This is a genomic window from Mesorhizobium sp. LNJC391B00, assembly GCF_000502535.1.
Classification (GTDB): Bacteria; Pseudomonadota; Alphaproteobacteria; order Rhizobiales; family Rhizobiaceae; genus Mesorhizobium.
On the sequence record NZ_AYWI01000002.1, the window covers coordinates 475454 to 492412 of the forward strand.

A 16959-nucleotide genomic window follows, 5' to 3' on the forward strand; every position below is an offset into this window, starting at 1 on the left:
CGGCCAATCGCCCAACGCCCAATTGCGCCCCAACGTCCATGTAAGGATGGCCGTTCCACGCGCCGAACTTCATCCTGACAACCTTGTCAGGATGGTCTTGCCCGAAGTCCTCGCTTAACGTCTTTCCATCGAGAGGGAGAAACCATGGGAAAAGGTAGAGTCGAGGCATTCACCGATGGGGTGGTCGCCATCATCATCACCATCATGGTGCTGGAGCTGAAAGTGCCGCATGGCGAGGATTTTTCAGCGCTTCTGCCGCTGTGGCCGATCTTTTTCAGCTATGTCTTGTCGTTCATCAATGTCGGCATCTACTGGAACAATCTGCACAACATGTTCCACACCGTCCAAAGGGTCGACGGCCGCGTGCTGTGGGCCAACCTCAACCTTCTGTTCTGGTTGTCGCTGATGCCGGCAACGACGGCCTTCATGGGCGAGAACCATTTCGCGCCGGTCCCCGTCGCCGTCTATGGCATCGACCTGGTGCTGTGCGCGGTCGCCTACACCTTTCTCGCCACCAAGCTGCACCATTTGCACGGCAACGACACCGCCTTCGCCAAGGCGCTGGGCAATGACCGCAAGGGCAAGATCTCGGTGGCCCTCTACGCCGCCGCCGTCCCGCTTGCCTTCGTCAACCAATGGATCGGCGTTGCGATCTTCGTGCTGGTGGCCGCCGTCTGGTTCGTGCCGGACACGCGTTTTTCGCGGGTGCTGGAAAAGTAGCGTAGGACGCGTCTACTTGCGCATCGCCTTCAGCTTTTCGGCAACCGACGCCGCAAGGTCGGCATAGCGCTCCTCCAGCCGCTCGGCCGCCTTGATGATCGAAAAATCATGGCCGAATTTTTCCAGCGCCATGCGCAATTTCTCGACGAACTCGGCCTGTTTTTCGAGTGCCGAAAACAAGGTCTTCACCTGCGCTTCGCTTATGTCCGGATTGGCAAGCATCTGTGGCACCTCGCGGCCCATCTGGTCGCCGGTGGCGGTCTGCTCCTTCAGGATCGCAACCCAGTCGGTCAATCGGCAGTCTCCTGTTCAGCCGCAGCATGCACAGCCGCCGTTGATGCGGTCAACCCGAACACGCGGGACGGCCTTGCACGATGCGCGGCCCGCGCTAAGTTCGGCGCCACCCGAACCCTAGGAAAAAGATCATGACCTCCGACGCCGAAATCCAATCCGCTTTGCCCGCCCTCAGCCGAGGCAACGTCGCCGTCGTCACCGGGGGCGCCAGCGGCATCGGGCTTGCCGCCGCCAAAAGGCTGGCGGCTATGGGCATGAGACTGGTGCTGGCCGACATTGGCGGCGCGCGCCTCGATGCGGCCCGCCAGGCAGTCGCCGCGATCGCCGGCGAGAATGCCGTGCTTGCGGTCGCCACAGACGTCTCGAAGGCCGACGAACTCGGCCGGCTGGCGGAAAAGACGCATGCCGCTTTCGGCGCCGTATCGCTGCTGATGAACAATGCCGGCGTCGGCAACAATCCGGGAAAACCGTGGGAGAACGGCGACGCCTGGAAGCGGCTGATCGACATCAATTTCTGGGGCGTCGTACATGGCGTCGAGGCCTTTGCGCCGGCCATGCTGGCCTCCGGAGAGCCGGGCCTGATCATCAACACCGGCTCCAAGCAAGGCATCACCACGCCACCCGGCAATCTCGCCTACAACGTATCCAAATCGGCATTGAAGACGTTCACCGAAGGCCTGGCGCACGCATTGCGCAACGAGCCGGGCGCGAAGGTCGCGGCGCATCTTCTCATTCCCGGCTTCACCTTCACCGGCCTCACCGAAGGAGCGGTCGAAAAACCGGCTGGCGCCTGGACCGGCGAGCAGGTGGTCGACTTCATGCTGGCTTCGCTGGCGCGCGGGGACTTCTACATCCTGTGCCCCGACAATGAGGTGATGCGGCCGACCGATGAAAAGCGCATGGCCTGGGCGATCGGCGACATCATCGAGAACCGGCCTGCTCTCTCGCGCTGGCACCCCGACCATAAGGACGCTTTCGCGGCCTTTATGGGAAACTGATCGTCGAACTCAGCCAAAGCCGAGACTCAGGCGGGCGCGCGTTTTTTCGCGGTGCGCTTTTGCGCGACGGCCTTCTTGCCCGCCAGTTCGGCGAGCTCGTGGTCATGGCGTTTTGCCGCCCGCTCGCATTTGTCTCTGATCTCCTCGACCTCGGATTCGGTCAGGTGCTCGATGCCGATGAAATGATTGTGGCCCTCGCTGACGCGGATCAGTTCGTCGAGCTTGGCCTGAACCGCGGCGCCGTCGCGGTTCTGGGTGTTCTGAATCAGGAACACCATCAAAAAGGTGATGATCGTCGTTCCCGTGTTGATGACGAGCTGCCACGTATCGGAGAAGCCGAAGAATGGCCCGCTTACCGCCCAGACGATAACGATGGCGCAACAGGCGATGAAAGTCGGCGGCAGGCCCGCCAAGTGCGAAACGGTGTTGGCGATTCTGGTAAACAGCTTTTCGATCATTCACATCCTCAACCGTTCAAAGCGCGACGAGCTGACCAAGGCCGCATTCATCGCTCCAACAATAAACAACCGGCAGCCGCTTCCGGTTCCCTGTCGCAGAGGGCATCGCTGGTGCAATTGTATGCACGCCAAAGGCGCAGCGCCGTGAAAAGCCGCCTTATCGGTTTGTTGCCATTAGTCACCATGCAGGCCAAAACCTGTTCGTTCCGCTTCACGGCGGATTTGTCTCCAAGCCCCTTCCGCTGCGCCACCCCCGCATGGCGGAAGGGGTCCGTTGCGTTGCCGCAGACCGGCGGAACTCTTCCCGACACGTGCCGTTCAGAATTTTGGCGCCAGGATTTCGGCCAGCCAGTCGATGAAACCGCGCACGCGCGGCGAGCTCTCAGGAATGCTCTTGCTCCCAGCGATCGAGGAAATCCTCAATCGGCAAAGCCTGCATGTCGGGAACCGCTTTGGCGAGTTTCTCCGGCGGCCAGTCCCACCAGGCGAGGCTTTCGATCCGCGCCGCGATCTCGGAGGGAAAGCGCATGCGCAACGGCTTCGCCGGTACGCCGGCGACGATTGTGTAGGCCGGCACATTCCGCGTCACCACCGAATTGGCGCCGACGATGGCGCCATTGCCGATGCTGATGCCGGGCATGATGACGGCGCCATGGCCGATCCAGACATCGTTGCCGATGCTGACCGCCTTGGCCTGCCGCCGCGCGCGGAACGCCGCGTCGACGCCCAGCCAGCGGAAATACTCGTTCGGCCGGTAGCTGAGCTTGTGCTGCGTGATCCGCTCGATCGGATGCTCCAGCGCATTGATGCGGCTGTTGGCGGCGATCGAGCAGAATTTTCCGATCGTCGTGTAGATCGCCTCGGCGTGGCGCTCGAAATAGGAGAAATCGCCGACACTGACCTCGCGCAGCACCACCCGTTCGCCGATCGAGGCATAGCGGCCAAGCTTGCACGCTTTGAGCTCCGCGGTCGGATGGATGCGCGGCTCGGGATCTTTCAGGACGAGGTTTTCGGTACGGTCCATCTGGCGGATTTACCCCCGCACAATTGCGGAAGCAATTGTCGCGTTGCGCCCGGAGAATCCGCTATTTCGGCTTGCCGCCGGTCCACACCACGTTCTGGCCGAACAGCGGCACGGTCGTCACCGACATTTTCGCCGAGCCGTCCTGCACCTGGCGCGAATGCGAGAGATAGATCAGCGTCTCGTTCTTCTTGTCGTAGATGCGGTTCACCACCTGCTTCTTCCAGATCAGGCTGATGCCTTGCTTGAACACCTCTTCGCCGCCCTCGCTCGTGTCGATGTCGCCGATGGTGATCGGCCCGGTCTGGCGGCAGGAGATCGAGGAATCAGACGGATCCTCGAACCAGTTGCCCTTGTGCAGCCGGTCGATGACGCTGCGGTCGAAATAGGAGACATGGCAGGTCACGCCGTCGATCTTGGGATCCTTGATCGCCTCGACGATGATGTCGTTGCCGACCCAATCGACGCCGACCTTGCCGACTTCCTCTGCCGCTGCGGCACCGGCGCCAAGGGCAATGCATGCGGCCAGCGCGCCGCCGATCAGTTTCTGCCCAATCCGTCTCTGCCCAGTCCGTCTTTGCAAGGGAGCCTCCTCAGGTTCAGTTTGCCGGTCTCAGGTGGGATAAGGGCCAGCTGTTTGCAAGGTAGCGCCCAGCCCGGTTGCGGCAACGCGGCATCTTTGCCTTGCCCCCTGCGACCGGCTAAGACTGCCGGCAGAGAGGCGCCGATCCGGCGCTCGATGATTTCTGCTACGGACAATTCCTGATGATGCGTTCAATTCTGGTCGGCATTCTCGTTCTGATGGCGGCGGGCATCGGCTGGCTCACCTTTGACTTCTATCGCGGCCACTATGGTGGCGAACCGTATGGCGCGCCATTCACGCTGGTCGACCAGAAAGGCGCGCCAATCACCGAAGCCGCCTTTCGGGGAAAACCCAGCATCGTCTTCTTCGGCTTCACCCATTGCCCGGAAGTCTGCCCGACCACTTTGTTCGAAATGGCCGGCTGGCTGAAGACGCTGGGCGACGACGGCAAGAACCTCAACGCCTACTTCGTTACAGTCGATCCAGAGCGCGACACGCCGCCGGTGATGAACACTTACGTCAGCAATTTCTCCGACCGCATCGTCGGCATATCGGGCGATCCCGACAAGGTGCACGCCATGGCGAAGTCCTTCAACATCTACTGGAAGAAGGTCGACACCGGCGACGGCGATTACACGATGGACCACACCGCCTCCGCGCTGCTGCTCAACGCCAAGGGCGAGTTTTCGGGCACCATAGCCTATGGCGAAAGCGCCGATACCGCTATCGCCAAGCTGAAGCGGCTGGCGGCAGGCTAGGCATGATCCCGAAACGTGGATTCCGGTTTTCTCGGACAGAAAAGTGTTGTCCAGAGATCATGCTCAAGCAAGAGACCAACTGATGGGTCAGACCAGGCTCCACTTCATCGCTGGGAAGATCGAGGCCGACCGCATCTTTGCCGCGCTCGAGCCGGCTTTCGAGGATGAAGGCCTGCCGATCGCCGTGCTCGAAGTCGATGAAGACCGCGACATCTATGAGGTTTCGCTCTACACCGACGGCAATGTCGACGCGGTTGAGGCGCGGCTAAGGGACAGCCTTGCCGGACTGTCCCTGTCGAAGCCGATCGAGCGCGAGGTTTTGCCCGACATCGACTGGGTGGCGCGCTCGCTGGAGGGACTGAAGCCGGTGCGCGCTGGACGTTTCTTCGTCCATGGCGCGCATGACCGCAGGAAGCGCCACAGCGGCGAACTGGCCATCGAGATCGAGGCCGGCCTTGCCTTCGGCACCGGCCATCACGGCACCACGGCCGGCTGCCTCGAAATGCTGGAGCGGGTCGTGCGCCGCGAACGTCCCAGGAATGCCCTCGACCTCGGCACCGGCAGCGCGGTGCTGGCGATCGCCGTCGCCAAACTGGCGCATATTCCGGTGCTGGCGACCGACATCGATCCGATCGCCGTCAGGGTCGCCGCCGCCAATGCCCGCCTCAACCACGTCAAGGCGCTGGTCGAAACGGTGACGGCGCCCGGTTTCCACCACCCGATCTTCGGCAAGCGCGCGCCTTTCGACCTCATCGTCGCCAACATATTGGCGCGGCCGCTGATGCGGCTGGCGCCTGAGATGGCCAGGCACATCAGCCTCGGCGGCTCGATCGTGTTGTCCGGCATCCTCGAGCGCCAATGCAATGCGGTGATCTCGGCCTATGTCGGCCAGAATTTCCGGCATGTCAGGACCTTGCATCGCGAAGGCTGGGTGACGATCCACCTGAAGCACTGAGACGCAACGCGCTTTGGACCATCCGAGCCTGTTGCGGTTGGCGAAAATCGATTCCGGTTTTCCGGGTCATGCGCTACGGTCGCGCCCGATACAGGAGGCATACCATGTTCCAGACCTTCGATTCCGCAGGCGACCCCAGCGTCGGCAAGCCGCGCGTGACGTTGCTGCGGCGATGGCTGGCGGATAATGGCCTCGACGGTTTCCTGGTGCCGCGCGCCGACGAGCACCAGGGCGAGTATGTCGCCGATCGCTCGGCGCGGCTGAAATGGTTGACCGGATTCAGCGGCTCGGCCGGCGTAGCACTTGTGCAGCGTGACCGCGCCTACATGTTCGTCGATGGCCGCTATACCTTGCAAGTGCGCCACGAGGTCGATCTCGACATTTTTGCGATCGAGAGTCTCGTCGACAACCCGCCGGCCTCCTGGATCAAGGACAATCTCGGCAAGGGCGCCAGGCTTGGCTTCGACCCGTGGCTGCACACGATCGCTGAGGTCAAGGCGCTGAAAACCTCGGCCGAGCAATCCGGCGCGACGCTGGTGCCGCTCGACAGGAACCCGATCGACATCATCTGGAAGGATCAGCCGGCGCCGCCCGTGGCGCCGGTCGAAATCCACCCGATCGGCTTTGCCGGGGAACTCGCCAAGGACAAGCTGGCGCGGCTGGCGGCGGCAATCGGCAAGGAGGGCGCGACGCACGCCGTGCTCACCGACCCCTCCTCGATCGCCTGGGCCTTCAACATCCGTGGCGGCGACGTGCCGCACACGCCGCTGGCGCTCGGCTTCGCGATCCTTGCCGCCGACGGCAAGCACCAGCTGTTCATGGACCAGCGCAAGTTTTCGCGCACGGTCGCCGCCTATCTCACCCAACTCGCCGATCTGCACGAGCCCGGCGAATTCGAGGCGGCGGTCGTTACCCTTGCCAAGGGCGGCGCCAAGATCGCGCTCGACCCGGTGCTGGCGGCGGAGAAGCTGAGAATGCTGGTCGAGGACAATGGCGGCGCATTTGTTTCAGCGGCCGATCCCGCCCGCATTCCGCGCGCCACCAAGAACCAGGCGGAAATCGCCGGCAGCCGCGCCGCGCACCGCCGAGACGGGGCGGCGGTGGCGAAACTGCTGTGCTGGCTGGAACGGCAGAAGCCGGGCACGCTCGACGAAATAACCGTTGTCACCAAGCTGGAGGAGGTGCGCCGGCAGACCGGCGAGGAAACGCAGATGCCGCTGCGCGATGTCTCCTTCGACACCATTTCCGGCAGCGGTCCGAACGGCGCCATCATGCACTACCGCGTGTCGCGCGCCACCAACCGCGAGCTGGCAAAGGGCGAGCTGTTCCTGCTCGATTCCGGCGCCCAGTATCAGGACGGCACCACCGATATCACCCGCACGGTGCCGATCGGCCAGCCGACCGAGGAGATGCGCGAGCGCTTTACGCTGGTGCTGAAGGGCATGATCGGCATTTCGACGCTGCGCTTTCCCGCCGGCACGCGCGGCTCGGAAATCGACGCGGTGGCGCGCATGGCGCTGTGGAAGCATGGCTGCGACTTTGCCCATGGCACCGGCCATGGTGTCGGCTCGTATCTGGCCGTGCATGAAGGGCCGCAGCGCATCGCCCGCACCGGCACCGAAAAGCTGCTGGCCGGCATGATGCTGTCCAACGAGCCCGGCTATTACAAGGAAGGCTCCTACGGCATCCGCATCGAGAACCTGATCCTGGTTACGCCTGCCGAACAGGTCGAAGGCGGCGACATTGCCATGCACGGTTTCGAGACGCTGACACTGGCGCCGATCGATGTCAGGCTGATCCGCACCGACCTGCTGACGCGCGACGAGTTGCACTGGCTGGATACTTACCATGCCGGGGTGCTGGCCGAGATCGGCCCGATGCTCGACGACGAGACGCTGGCCTGGCTGGAGAAGGCAACAGCGCCGCTACCGCACGACGCCAAGATTTGAAATGAGCTTCTTTCTCCCCGTCACTATACGGGGAGGTGAGGAGCGGTCCGCGAAGCGGACGAAAAGCCAATTGCTTGGCTTTTCGAGTGACGAACGCCCGGCAGGGCAATGAGGGGCGGCGCCGACAGTTCGAAACTGTTCTGCCGGCAGGCGCCCTATGCCACAAACTGCCGCGCTAGGATCAGCACCACCGCCCCTGCCAGAAACATCGCCATCAGTCCGCCACGTAGCGAGACCACAGCGGCGACGACCAGCGCCGCCCATTCCGCCGGTCCGGCGCTGAGTGCGGCGGGCGCCACCAGCGTCGTCAACACCGCCGCCGGCACGGCGTTCAAGCCAGCCTCGACGCGTGGATGGATGTGGTCGAAGCGCGAGATCACCAGATGGCCGCCGACGCGGGTGAGATAGGTGGCGATCGCGCCGGCAATGATGATCCACAAAGTCGCGCTCATCGTTTTGCCTCCACACCGCTATGGTGCGGCGGCAGGATGACGGCCAGAAGCACGCCTGCAACGGCGCCGATGGAGACGTGCCATGGCGATCCCACAGTTTTGTAGGCGATGATCGACGCCGCGGCGCTGGCGATCACCACCGGCAGCCACAGTGGCCGGTTGCGAAAGCCCATGACCAGCCCGAGGAAATAGATCGGCAGCAGGAAATCGATGCCCAGCGCATGCGTGTCGGGGATCAGCTTGCCGAACACCGCGCCCAACGCGCTTTCAATCCCCCAGAACACATAGACCGGCAGGCCAAGGCCCATATACCAGGCAAAACCGACGGTCTCGCCGGCTTCGGCCCTGCGCTCGGCCACCGCGAATTGCGGATCGGTGAGCACGAAATAGCCCAGCGCTTGGCTGATAATCGGCCAGTGCGCGATTCGCCGGCCGATGCTGGCGGAGTAAAGCACGTGACGGAAGTTTACCGCGAAGATCGACAGCACGATCAGCCATGGCGCGACATGCTGGCCGAACAATTCGATGCCGACCATCTGGCTCGCGCCGCCGAAGATCAGCGCGCTCATCAAGAAAGCTTCGAGAACGGAAAAGCCGTTGTCGACGGCGATGGCGCCGAACAGCAGCCCAAATGGCGCCGCGGCGACAACCACCGGCATCGACAGCCGCACGCCGTCCCAGAAGTCGCTGGCCACAGAATTTTCGCTTAAGGTCTCTGCCGACATGTCACATTCCCATCTCGCGCTGCTATGTAGGAGCCGGCGTTTGAAAAGTCAGACGAATTCGCTTGAGCCAACAAATCAGCGAAACTGATGTTGTAAAAAATGAGGGATTCGGATGATCGCTTATGATTTCACCGGCAGGCACGCGGTCGTCACCGGCGCCGGTGGCGGTATGGGCGAGGCGATCTCGCTGGCGCTGCTCGAGGCCGGCGCCTCGGTCACCGCCATCGACGTCAAGCCGCGTCCGGCGTCGCTTGCCGCCTATGACGACCGGCTCACCTTTGCCCAGGGCGACCTCACCGACGCCGCCTTTGTCGAGCAGACCATCAACGCCGCGGGCCGCAAGCGCGGCGGCATCGATTATCTCGCCAATGTCGCAGGCGTGCTCTGGTTCGGCCGCGACAAGTCGGCCCTCGAGATGGACCTTGATGTCTGGGACCAGGTCTTCAACATCAATCTGAAATCCTTCGTGCACACGGCGCGTGCCGTCGTTCCGCACATGCGCGCTGGCGGGCGCGGCGGCGCCATGGTGCACTTCTCCACCATCCAGTGGTATCGCGGCGATCCGACCCCGCAGGATGCCTACCAGGCATCGAAGGCCGGCGTCTGTGCGCTGTCGAAGTCGCTCGCCATGCAGTTGGCGGGCGATGGCATCCGCTCCAATTCGATCTGCCCGGGCATGGCGTTGACGCCGCTGCAGGCGCGCTGGGACACCGAGGAGAAACGCGCGGCCGTTGCCAATTATGCGCCGCTCGGCCGCATCGGCACGCCGCAGGACATGGCCAATGCCGCGCTATTCCTGCTTTCCGATGCGGCAAGCTACATCACCGGCATCGAACTGGCAGTCGACGGTGGTCTTTTGATGCGGATGTAGCCGTGCAGTGCGCCGGGCTGATTTAGCTCCGCGGTGCCGTGCCCTGGATCGCCCTGCCCCAGTCAAGCAGCGGCTTGGCGCGCAAGGCGAAATCGACAAGCTCGTCGACCAGCGTCGGCGCGTGAATTCCAGCCGGATCGATCATGTGCTGGACATAGAAGTGCCGGTTGCGGATGGCGTCGACAAGATCGGGTTCGTTGACCTGCTCGAAGCCGCGCGGCGTGCGCTTCATGCGGCCCTCGGTTTCGAGTTCGAAGCCGTTTTTCCTAAGGGTTGAAAGCAGTTTTCGGAAGTCGGCCGGCCGGGCGATGATCGCCTTGCGCATCGCCAGCAGCAGGGACGGCTCCGGATTCCACCAGGCGACATCGGCAAAGCAGCGGTCGATCCCGACATAGACGAAGAACACGCCCTGCTCCATCTTGGTGCCATCCGGCGACAGCATGGCCGACAAATGCTGGTTGTAGGGCCGCTTGTCCTTGGCGAAGCGCACGTCGCGGTTGATGCGAAACAGTGACTTCTTGCGGTCTCCGCGCAAGCCCAGACCCGCCGCCGCGAAGCGCTCCGTCAGCGTCTCGACCAGATCGCAGAACGGCTCATGCAACTCGCTGTCGTAAAGCGCGCGGTTTTCCTGGAACCATTCGCGGCTCTGGTGGAAGTCGAGCGCCTTGAGGAACGGTATGGCCTTTTGCCCGAACCCTTTGAACGAACCGGCCATCACGCCTTGCCGACCCGTTGCAGCCAGGTGTCCTCGTCGATGACTTCGACGCCGAGTTCGCTGGCCTGCTTCAGTTTGGAGCCGGCGCCCGGCCCGGCCACCAGCAGATCGGTCTTCGCCGACACCGAACCCGCCACCTTGGCGCCGAGCCGTTCGGCCATCGCCTTGGCTTCGGAGCGTGTCATCTTTTCCAGCGTGCCGGTGAAGACGATGGTCTTGCCGGCAACCTCGCTGTCGGTCGACACGGTGACGACATACGGCTTCGGCTTGACCTGTTCGAGCAGTCTGTCGAGCACGTCGTCATTGCGTTCATTGCCGAAGAAATCGCGCAACGCATCGATCACTGTATCGCCAATGCCGTTGATGGAGGGGAAGACGCTGTGCGGATCCTCAGCCGCCGCCGTTTCCTTGCCGACGCGGATCAGCTCCTCGATGGTCGAAAACGTCCGCGCAAGCACGGCCGCCGTCGTTTCGCCGATATGGCGGATGCCGAGTGCGAAGATGAAGCGGTCGAGCTCCGGCTGGCGGCGCGAATCGATGGCCGCGAACAGCTTGTCGAGACCTTCATAATTGCGGTCCTCGACACCGCGCACATTCTTGCGCGCCTTGCCCGATGCCGCCTCGCGCAGCCGCGCCTGCTCCTCGCGCCGCTCGGCCAGCGCCCTGGTGACGGCCGGGCGGCGATCCCTGAGGGTGAAGATATCGGCGGCGGTCTTGACCAGTCCCGAATTGAAGAACAGGTCGATATTCTCGGCGCCCAGCCCCTCGATGTCGAGCGCGCCGCGCGACACGAAATGACGCAGCCGCTCCACAGCCTGCGCGGCGCAGATCAGCTCGCCGGTGCAGCGCCGGCGCGAATCCTCCTTGCCGGTCTTCTCGTTGATTTCGCGCGTCGCCGGCGAGCCGCAGACCGGACAAACGTGCGGGAATTCATAAGGCACCGCATCAGCCGGCCGCTTGTCGACGACGACGCTGACGATCTGCGGAATGACATCGCCCGCCCGTTGTATGACAACCGTGTCACCGATGCGGACATCGATGCCGTCGCGAATCGGCAGGCCGTTGCTGTCGAAGCCCTTGATGTAGTCCTCATTGTGCAGCGTGACGTTTTCGACCACCACGCCGCCGACCGTGACGGGCGCCAGCCGCGCCACCGGCGCCAGCGTACCGGTACGACCGACCTGGATGTCGATCTTCTGCACCGTCGTCATCGCCTGTTCGGCCGGGAATTTGTGCGCAACGGCCCAGCGCGGTTCACCGGTGACAAAGCCCCAGCGACGCTGCAATTCCAGCTGGTCGACCTTGTAGACGACACCGTCGATGTCGTAGCCGAGCGACGAACGCAGCTCCTCGATCTTGTGGTAGTGCGCGATCAGCTCCTCGACCGACTTCGCCCGCACCATCAATGGGCTGACCTTGAACCCCCATTCGGCGAATTTCTGCACCGAATCATATTGGGTCGGCGCCGGATCCGCTGTCGTGTAGCCCCAGGCATAAGCAAAAAATTTAAGATTGCGGCTGGCGGTGACGGACGCATCCTTCTGTCGCAAGGAGCCCGCTGCTGTATTGCGCGGATTGACATAGTCCTGGCCGCCTACCGCCGCCGAGCGGGCCTTCAATGCCTCGAATTCCGCATAGGTCATGTAGACTTCGCCGCGGATCTCGATGGTCTCGGGCCAGCCCGATCCTTTGAGCTTGGCGGGGATGTCGGCGATGGTCCTGAGATTGGCGGTGATGTCCTCGCCGACAGTGCCGTCGCCGCGCGTAGCACCCTGCACGAACACACCGCGTTCATAGCGCAGCGACGCCGACAGGCCGTCGATCTTCGGCTCGGCCGTAAACGCGATGTCGAGATCCTTGTCGCGGTCGAAGAAGCGCCGGCCACGCTCGATGAAATCGGTGACGTCCTCGTCTGTGTAGGCCTTGGCGAGGCTGAGCATCGGCACCGCATGGCGCACCTTGGCAAAGCCTTCCGCCGGCGCGGCGCCGACCCGCAGCGAGGGCGAATCCTCGCGCACCAGACCGGGAAACCGCTCCTCGATGGCAAGATTGCGCCGCCGCAGCGCGTCATATTCCGCGTCCGTAATCGTCGGCGCGTCCTCGGCATGATAGCGCCTGTCATGACCGGCGATCTCCTCGGCCAGCCGCTGGAGCTCATCCGCGGCTTCGCTTTCGCTCAACGATTCGACTGGTTTTTCAGACATGCAGCGGTCCCTGGACAGTGGCGCGACACCATAAATCAGGATTTCGGAAAAATCATTCCTGAACAGCGGGATGGAGCCATCTACTGACTCTGTCCGAAAGCCTTGCGACGACTACGCTGCAGCAATATTCTCGCGTAGCAGCCGTTCGGCGGCTGCGCGCGCCTCTTCGGTGATGGTGGCGCCGGCCAGCATGCGCGCAATCTCTTCCTGGCGCGCCGCCCGGTCCATTTCGGCGATGCCGGTGGCGACCCTGTCCGAGCCGCCGGATTTGGAGATCAGGAAATGCGTCGCAGCACGTGCCGCCACTTGCGGAGCATGCGTGACCGACAGCACCTGCACGCGCTTCGACAGCCTGGCCAGCCTTTGGCCGATCGCATCGGCCACGGCGCCGCCGACGCCGGTGTCGATCTCGTCGAAGACCAATGTCGGCGCCGAGCCACGGTCGGCCAGCGCCACCTTGAGCGCCAGCAGGAAGCGCGACAGCTCGCCGCCGGAGGCGACCTTCATCATCGGCCCAGGCCTGGTGCCGGGATTGGTGCGCACCCAGAACTCGACCTGGTCGATGCCTTCTTCCATGCGGTTCTCGCCATCGCTGGCCAGTTCGACGATGAACTCAGCCCGTTCCAGCTTCAGCGCCGGCAATTCGGCCATCACAGCCTTGGTCAGGCCGACCGCGGCCGCATGGCGAAGGGCGGAGAGCTGGGCTGCGGAAATATCGTAGGCTTCGCGCGCCGCTGAGGCCTGCTTTTCCAAGAGATGCAGGCGCCCCTCGCCGGCATCAAGATCGGCGAGATCGGCGGACATGGTGTCGCGCAGTTGCGCCAGATCGTCGACGGCCACACTGTGCTTGCGTGAGGCCGCACGCAGCGAAAACAGCCGCTCCTCCGCCTTCTCCAGCCGCTGCGGGTCGTATTCGGTAGCGCGCAGTGCCGCCTCGACGCCCGATTGCGCCGCATCCAGCGACAGCATCGCCTCGTCCAGCGACTTCACCACATCCTCGAGCAGTCCCGGCGCTTCGCTGGCCTTGCGCTGCAGGCGCCTCAACAGGCTGGCCAGTTGCGGCAGCGGCGAGGACGGGCCTGACAGCACATCCTGTGCGTCGTGTATTTCCGAGGCGATCTTTTCCGCCCGCATCATCGTTGCACGCAACTCCGCCAGTTGCGTATCTTCGCCGGGCTGCGGATCGAGCTTTGCCAGTTCCGCCACCGAGGCCCTGAGGTAATCGGCCTCACGCGCCGCTGCCTCGACCTTGGCGCGGTGCCTGACGAACTCCTGCTCGGCGCCACGCCAGTAGCGCCACGCCTCGCCGGTCGCGCGGGCAGCGCCCAGATGGCCGCCAAAACTGTCCAGCAATTCGCGATGCGCGCCGGGGTCGACCAGAGCCCGCTCGTCATGCTGGCCGTGGATCTCGACCAACGCATGGCCGATGTCGCGCATCAGGGTGACGCTGGACGGCTGGTCGTTGACGAAGACGCGGGTGCGGCCATCCGCGGTCTGCAGCCGGCGCAGGATGATGTCGCCGTCATCCTCGATGGCGTTTTCGGCCAGCAGCGCGCGCACCGGGTGGTTGCGCGGCACATCGAAGACGGCAATGACCTGGCCTTGAGCCGCGCCGTGGCGCACCAGCGAGGCGTCGCCGCGCGCGCCAAGCGCCAGCGACAGCGCGTCGAGCAGGATGGACTTGCCGGCGCCGGTTTCACCGGTCAGCACGGAAAGGCCGGGCTGGAAGTCGATATCCAGCTTCTCGATCAGGACGATATCGCGGATCGACAGTCTGGAAAGCATCAGAACCCGGACCTCAAGCAATTCCAGGAAAAGTGCGTAGCGGTTTTCCGTCCGGAATTGCGTAGAACAAAAAGTTAGGACGGTTCAGCGCCTCAATCAAACCGCTGAACCGCTGTGAAGCGGCATGCGACCGATGGAGTCGCAGCGCCGCACTATCTTTTTGTTTGAGCGTCGGATCAATCCGAAAAGCGCGTTCCGCCTCAGTCGATGCTCGGGCGTCAGGCGCCGGTGATCAGCTTGCCGGCCTTGGATATCCACGATCCGGCATTCTCGCGCGGCTCAAGCCCGTTGCTCTGCAACAGCTTGTAGGTATCCTTGTACCATTGGCTGTCGGGATAATTGGTGCCGAGCACAGCAGCGGCGGTTTGCGCTTCCGAGGTCAAGCCCATGGCGTAATAGCTTTCGGCCAGACGCGCCAGCGCCTCTTCGACATGGCGGGTGTTGGAATAGTTCTCGACCACGTTGCGGAAGCGCTTGACGGCAGCAATGTATTCGCGCCGCTCGAGATAATAGCGGCCGATCTGCATCTCTTTGCCGGCCAGCTGGTCGTTGGCGAAACGGATCTTTTCCTTGGCGTCGTCGACATATTCCGACGTCGGCCAGCGCGTCACCAGATCCTGCATCGTCTGCACGGTCTGGCGTGCTTCCTTCTGATCCTGGGTGACGTCCTTGATCTGCTTGTAGTAGCTCAGCCCGATAATATACTGGGCGTAAGCCGCGTCGTCGGTCGACGGATAAAGCGTCAGATAGCGCTTTGCCGAGCCGATCGCTTCGTCATAACGGCCGGCGCGGTAGTCGGCGAAGGCGCCCATCACCATCGACTTGCGGGCGAATTCCGAATAGGGGTGCTGGCGGTCGACGGCGTCGAACTTCTTGCTCGCCTCATCCAGGCGGCCGGCATTGAGATTGGCAAGGCCTTGATTGTAAAGGACGTCGGCCGGTTCGGTCTGGTCGACATAGGTCGACAGGTCGACGTCTTTCTCGGACGACATGCAGGCCGAGAGGAACAGCGATGGCACAACCACCGAAAGCGCCAGGAAAACAGCCCGATACGGCGCTTTCGATTGACCAACTCGCTTGAAGAACATGATTGGATTGCGCCCTTTCGGCGTTAGTTCAATGCCTTTCGCATGGCGTTCCCTCAAAACTGATCCCCACTTTTGAGCGACATGCGCCTAACAGACGGCAGCAGCCATAAACCATAACTGCCTTGCCCAGCAACGCTATGTCTAGCCAATCGCACATTTTTGTGGCGGCTTGGTGTTGCCCGGAAAGCTATGCACTTTCACCGCCGGTGATGCATCCGTGCAACACCGGCCAGCGTTCAGAAAGCCAGAAATACGTTAAGAATCAGATCACCCAGGGTGCAAAGACAGGGCCGGTGACGGCGCTCATCTCGGCGGTGCGGCCGCGCTCGCGGCGCGTGGTCTCGACGACCTCGAAGGCCGAACGGTCGGACAGAAGTCGCCGCAAAGCAGCCGCATTCATCCGGTGACCGCCGCGATAGGAGCGGAAGCAACCGATGAAACGGGCGCCGGCCAGCGCCAGGTCGCCCATCGCGTCCATCGTCTTGTGGCGAGCGAACTCATTGGGATAGCGCAGGCCACCCATGTTGATCACCCGGTTGTCGTCGCCGATCACCAGCGAGTTCTCCAGCGAGGAGCCCAGCGCATAGCCGGCCGCCCACAGCCGCTCGACATCCTTCATGAAGCCGAAGGTGCGGGCGCGCGCGATATCCTGGCGAAAGATGTCGGGGTTGATGTCGGAGGCGAATAGCTGGCGGCCGATCGCCGGGCTTTCGAAATCGATCTCGACCTCGAAGCGCGTGCCGCTATAGGGCCTGAACTCGGCCCAGGACGCGCCATTCTCGATGCGGACGGGCTTGACCACCCTGATGTAGCGGCGCTTGACCGCCAGCGTCTCGATGCCGGCTTGGTCGATGGCTTCCACGAACGCCACCGCACTGCCATCGAGGATCGGAACCTCATGACCGTCGATCTCGATGACGATGTTGTCGATGCCGAGCCCGAAAAGCGTCGCCATCAGATGTTCGACGGTGGCGATATGCTCGCCTGCCGGATCGCCGAGCATGGTGCAGAGATCGGTCGCGCCGACTTCAGCAACCAGCGCGCGGAACTCGCGGCTCTCGCTTCCGTTCGAAAGGTGGAAGAGCACGCCGGTGTCGGCGTCCGCAGGGAGGAAATTGACGGTGACCGGTTTGCCGCTGTGAACGCCGGTACCGATCAGCGTTGCACGCGATTTCAGTGTCGTCTGATAGTCTTGCAAGACAAACCCCATAGCCCAAACGCCTAAGTCCGCTTTAACCCAAAAGGCGCGGCTCTTTTTTATCGGCAGGCAGGGCCACTTCCCCGAATCCCAGCACACCGAAAGTGCTGCGGCAAAGATAATGGTCTGTCAGGGAGACTCCAAATCACGGTTTCTTACTCTGTGTAACCGCGACAGACCTTGAG

The 16959-nt window shown here is 63.0% G+C and carries 17 protein-coding genes; 6 read left to right on the forward strand and 11 right to left on the reverse strand.

Features of this window, described 5'->3' with window-relative positions; all coding sequences use genetic code 11:
* Positions 1-144: 144 nt before the first annotated feature.
* Complete coding sequence (locus tag X750_RS157705; RefSeq protein ID WP_023682120.1) at positions 145-720, forward strand: TMEM175 family protein; 576 nt, start codon at positions 145-147, stop codon at positions 718-720.
* A gap of 12 nt (positions 721-732) precedes the next feature.
* On the opposite strand, the gene X750_RS157700 is transcribed toward X750_RS157705, so the two are convergent.
* On the reverse strand, positions 733-1014 hold the full coding sequence (locus tag X750_RS157700) for a hypothetical protein (protein ID WP_023668298.1): 282 nt from the start codon (positions 1012-1014) through the stop codon (positions 733-735).
* 131 nt (positions 1015-1145) lie between these two features.
* Here X750_RS157700 and X750_RS157695 point away from each other — a divergent pair, with 131 nt between their 5' ends.
* Complete coding sequence (locus X750_RS157695) at positions 1146-2012, forward strand: SDR family NAD(P)-dependent oxidoreductase (protein ID WP_023746912.1); 867 nt, start codon at positions 1146-1148, stop codon at positions 2010-2012.
* A gap of 26 nt (positions 2013-2038) precedes the next feature.
* Here the strand turns inward: X750_RS157695 and X750_RS157690 are convergent, their stop codons facing one another.
* From X750_RS157690 to X750_RS157680, 3 genes are all read right to left on the reverse strand, one after another.
* Entirely contained in the window at positions 2039-2470 is a 432-nt protein-coding gene (locus tag X750_RS157690; RefSeq protein WP_023750938.1) for a low affinity iron permease family protein, read from the reverse strand.
* 382 nt (positions 2471-2852) lie between these two features.
* Positions 2853-3494: a DapH/DapD/GlmU-related protein gene (locus X750_RS157685; protein WP_023705541.1), complete on the reverse strand. Its 642-nt coding sequence runs from the start codon at positions 3492-3494 to the stop codon at positions 2853-2855.
* A gap of 61 nt (positions 3495-3555) precedes the next feature.
* The gene (locus X750_RS157680) at positions 3556-4074 is read right to left on the reverse strand and encodes a CreA family protein (RefSeq protein ID WP_023750939.1); all 519 of its coding nucleotides are present in this window, start codon (positions 4072-4074) and stop codon (positions 3556-3558) included.
* A gap of 182 nt (positions 4075-4256) precedes the next feature.
* On the opposite strand from X750_RS157680, the gene X750_RS157675 reads away from it, so the two are divergent.
* The 3 genes from X750_RS157675 (at position 4257) to X750_RS157665 (ending at position 7736) form a co-directional block, all read left to right on the forward strand.
* Entirely contained in the window at positions 4257-4832 is a 576-nt protein-coding gene (locus X750_RS157675; protein ID WP_023697009.1) for an SCO family protein, read from the forward strand.
* A gap of 82 nt (positions 4833-4914) precedes the next feature.
* Complete coding sequence (locus X750_RS157670) at positions 4915-5787, forward strand: 50S ribosomal protein L11 methyltransferase (RefSeq protein WP_023682125.1); 873 nt, start codon at positions 4915-4917, stop codon at positions 5785-5787.
* Between the two features lie 104 nt (positions 5788-5891).
* Positions 5892-7736, forward strand: a complete 1845-nt coding sequence (locus X750_RS157665; RefSeq protein WP_023746913.1) for an aminopeptidase P family protein — start codon at positions 5892-5894, stop codon at positions 7734-7736.
* Between the two features lie 155 nt (positions 7737-7891).
* On the opposite strand, the gene X750_RS157660 is transcribed toward X750_RS157665, so the two are convergent.
* Positions 7892-8188, reverse strand: coding sequence for an AzlD family protein (locus tag X750_RS157660; protein WP_023690882.1), 297 nt, complete (start codon positions 8186-8188; stop codon positions 7892-7894).
* The gene (locus X750_RS157655) at positions 8185-8913 is read right to left on the reverse strand and encodes an AzlC family ABC transporter permease (protein ID WP_023705544.1); all 729 of its coding nucleotides are present in this window, start codon (positions 8911-8913) and stop codon (positions 8185-8187) included. The genes X750_RS157660 and X750_RS157655 overlap by 4 nt, the downstream gene beginning before the upstream one ends.
* A 112-nt stretch (positions 8914-9025) precedes the next feature.
* Here X750_RS157655 and X750_RS157650 point away from each other — a divergent pair, with 112 nt between their 5' ends.
* Positions 9026-9784, forward strand: coding sequence for an SDR family oxidoreductase (locus X750_RS157650; RefSeq protein ID WP_023688040.1), 759 nt, complete (start codon positions 9026-9028; stop codon positions 9782-9784).
* A 22-nt stretch (positions 9785-9806) separates the two neighbouring features.
* Here X750_RS157650 and X750_RS157645 read toward each other — a convergent pair whose 3' ends face one another.
* From X750_RS157645 to lpxC, 5 genes are all read right to left on the reverse strand, one after another.
* Positions 9807-10499 carry a TIGR02453 family protein gene (locus tag X750_RS157645; RefSeq protein ID WP_023668287.1) on the reverse strand — a complete coding sequence of 231 codons (693 nt, stop codon included), beginning with the start codon at positions 10497-10499 and terminating at the stop codon, positions 9807-9809.
* Positions 10499-12703 carry an NAD-dependent DNA ligase LigA gene (gene ligA, locus X750_RS157640; protein ID WP_023746914.1) on the reverse strand — a complete coding sequence of 735 codons (2205 nt, stop codon included), beginning with the start codon at positions 12701-12703 and terminating at the stop codon, positions 10499-10501. Before ligA ends, X750_RS157645 begins: the two co-directional genes overlap by 1 nt.
* 111 nt (positions 12704-12814) lie before the next feature.
* Complete coding sequence (recN, locus tag X750_RS157635; RefSeq protein WP_023733069.1) at positions 12815-14488, reverse strand: DNA repair protein RecN; 1674 nt, start codon at positions 14486-14488, stop codon at positions 12815-12817.
* A gap of 218 nt (positions 14489-14706) precedes the next feature.
* Positions 14707-15576, reverse strand: coding sequence for an outer membrane protein assembly factor BamD (locus tag X750_RS157630; protein ID WP_023668284.1), 870 nt, complete (start codon positions 15574-15576; stop codon positions 14707-14709).
* A gap of 262 nt (positions 15577-15838) precedes the next feature.
* Positions 15839-16786 carry a UDP-3-O-acyl-N-acetylglucosamine deacetylase gene (lpxC, locus tag X750_RS157625; protein ID WP_023733071.1) on the reverse strand — a complete coding sequence of 316 codons (948 nt, stop codon included), beginning with the start codon at positions 16784-16786 and terminating at the stop codon, positions 15839-15841.
* Positions 16787-16959: the final 173 nt, after the last annotated feature.

Coding starts and splice junctions, on each gene's coding strand:
- X750_RS157705 (WP_023682120.1), top strand. CDS start 145: ATGGGAAAAGGTAGAGTCGAGGCATTCACCGATGGGGTGGTCGCCATC.
- X750_RS157695 (WP_023746912.1), top strand. CDS start 1,146: ATGACCTCCGACGCCGAAATCCAATCCGCTTTGCCCGCCCTCAGCCGA.
- X750_RS157690 (WP_023750938.1), bottom strand. CDS start 2,470: ATGATCGAAAAGCTGTTTACCAGAATCGCCAACACCGTTTCGCACTTG.
- X750_RS157685 (WP_023705541.1), bottom strand. CDS start 3,494: ATGGACCGTACCGAAAACCTCGTCCTGAAAGATCCCGAGCCGCGCATC.
- X750_RS157675 (WP_023697009.1), top strand. CDS start 4,257: ATGATGCGTTCAATTCTGGTCGGCATTCTCGTTCTGATGGCGGCGGGC.
- X750_RS157670 (WP_023682125.1), top strand. CDS start 4,915: ATGGGTCAGACCAGGCTCCACTTCATCGCTGGGAAGATCGAGGCCGAC.
- X750_RS157665 (WP_023746913.1), top strand. CDS start 5,892: ATGTTCCAGACCTTCGATTCCGCAGGCGACCCCAGCGTCGGCAAGCCG.
- X750_RS157660 (WP_023690882.1), bottom strand. CDS start 8,188: ATGAGCGCGACTTTGTGGATCATCATTGCCGGCGCGATCGCCACCTAT.
- X750_RS157655 (WP_023705544.1), bottom strand. CDS start 8,913: ATGTCGGCAGAGACCTTAAGCGAAAATTCTGTGGCCAGCGACTTCTGG.
- X750_RS157650 (WP_023688040.1), top strand. CDS start 9,026: ATGATCGCTTATGATTTCACCGGCAGGCACGCGGTCGTCACCGGCGCC.
- X750_RS157645 (WP_023668287.1), bottom strand. CDS start 10,499: ATGGCCGGTTCGTTCAAAGGGTTCGGGCAAAAGGCCATACCGTTCCTC.
- ligA (WP_023746914.1), bottom strand. CDS start 12,703: ATGTCTGAAAAACCAGTCGAATCGTTGAGCGAAAGCGAAGCCGCGGAT.
- recN (WP_023733069.1), bottom strand. CDS start 14,488: ATGCTTTCCAGACTGTCGATCCGCGATATCGTCCTGATCGAGAAGCTG.
- X750_RS157630 (WP_023668284.1), bottom strand. CDS start 15,576: ATGTTCTTCAAGCGAGTTGGTCAATCGAAAGCGCCGTATCGGGCTGTT.
- lpxC (WP_023733071.1), bottom strand. CDS start 16,786: ATGGGGTTTGTCTTGCAAGACTATCAGACGACACTGAAATCGCGTGCA.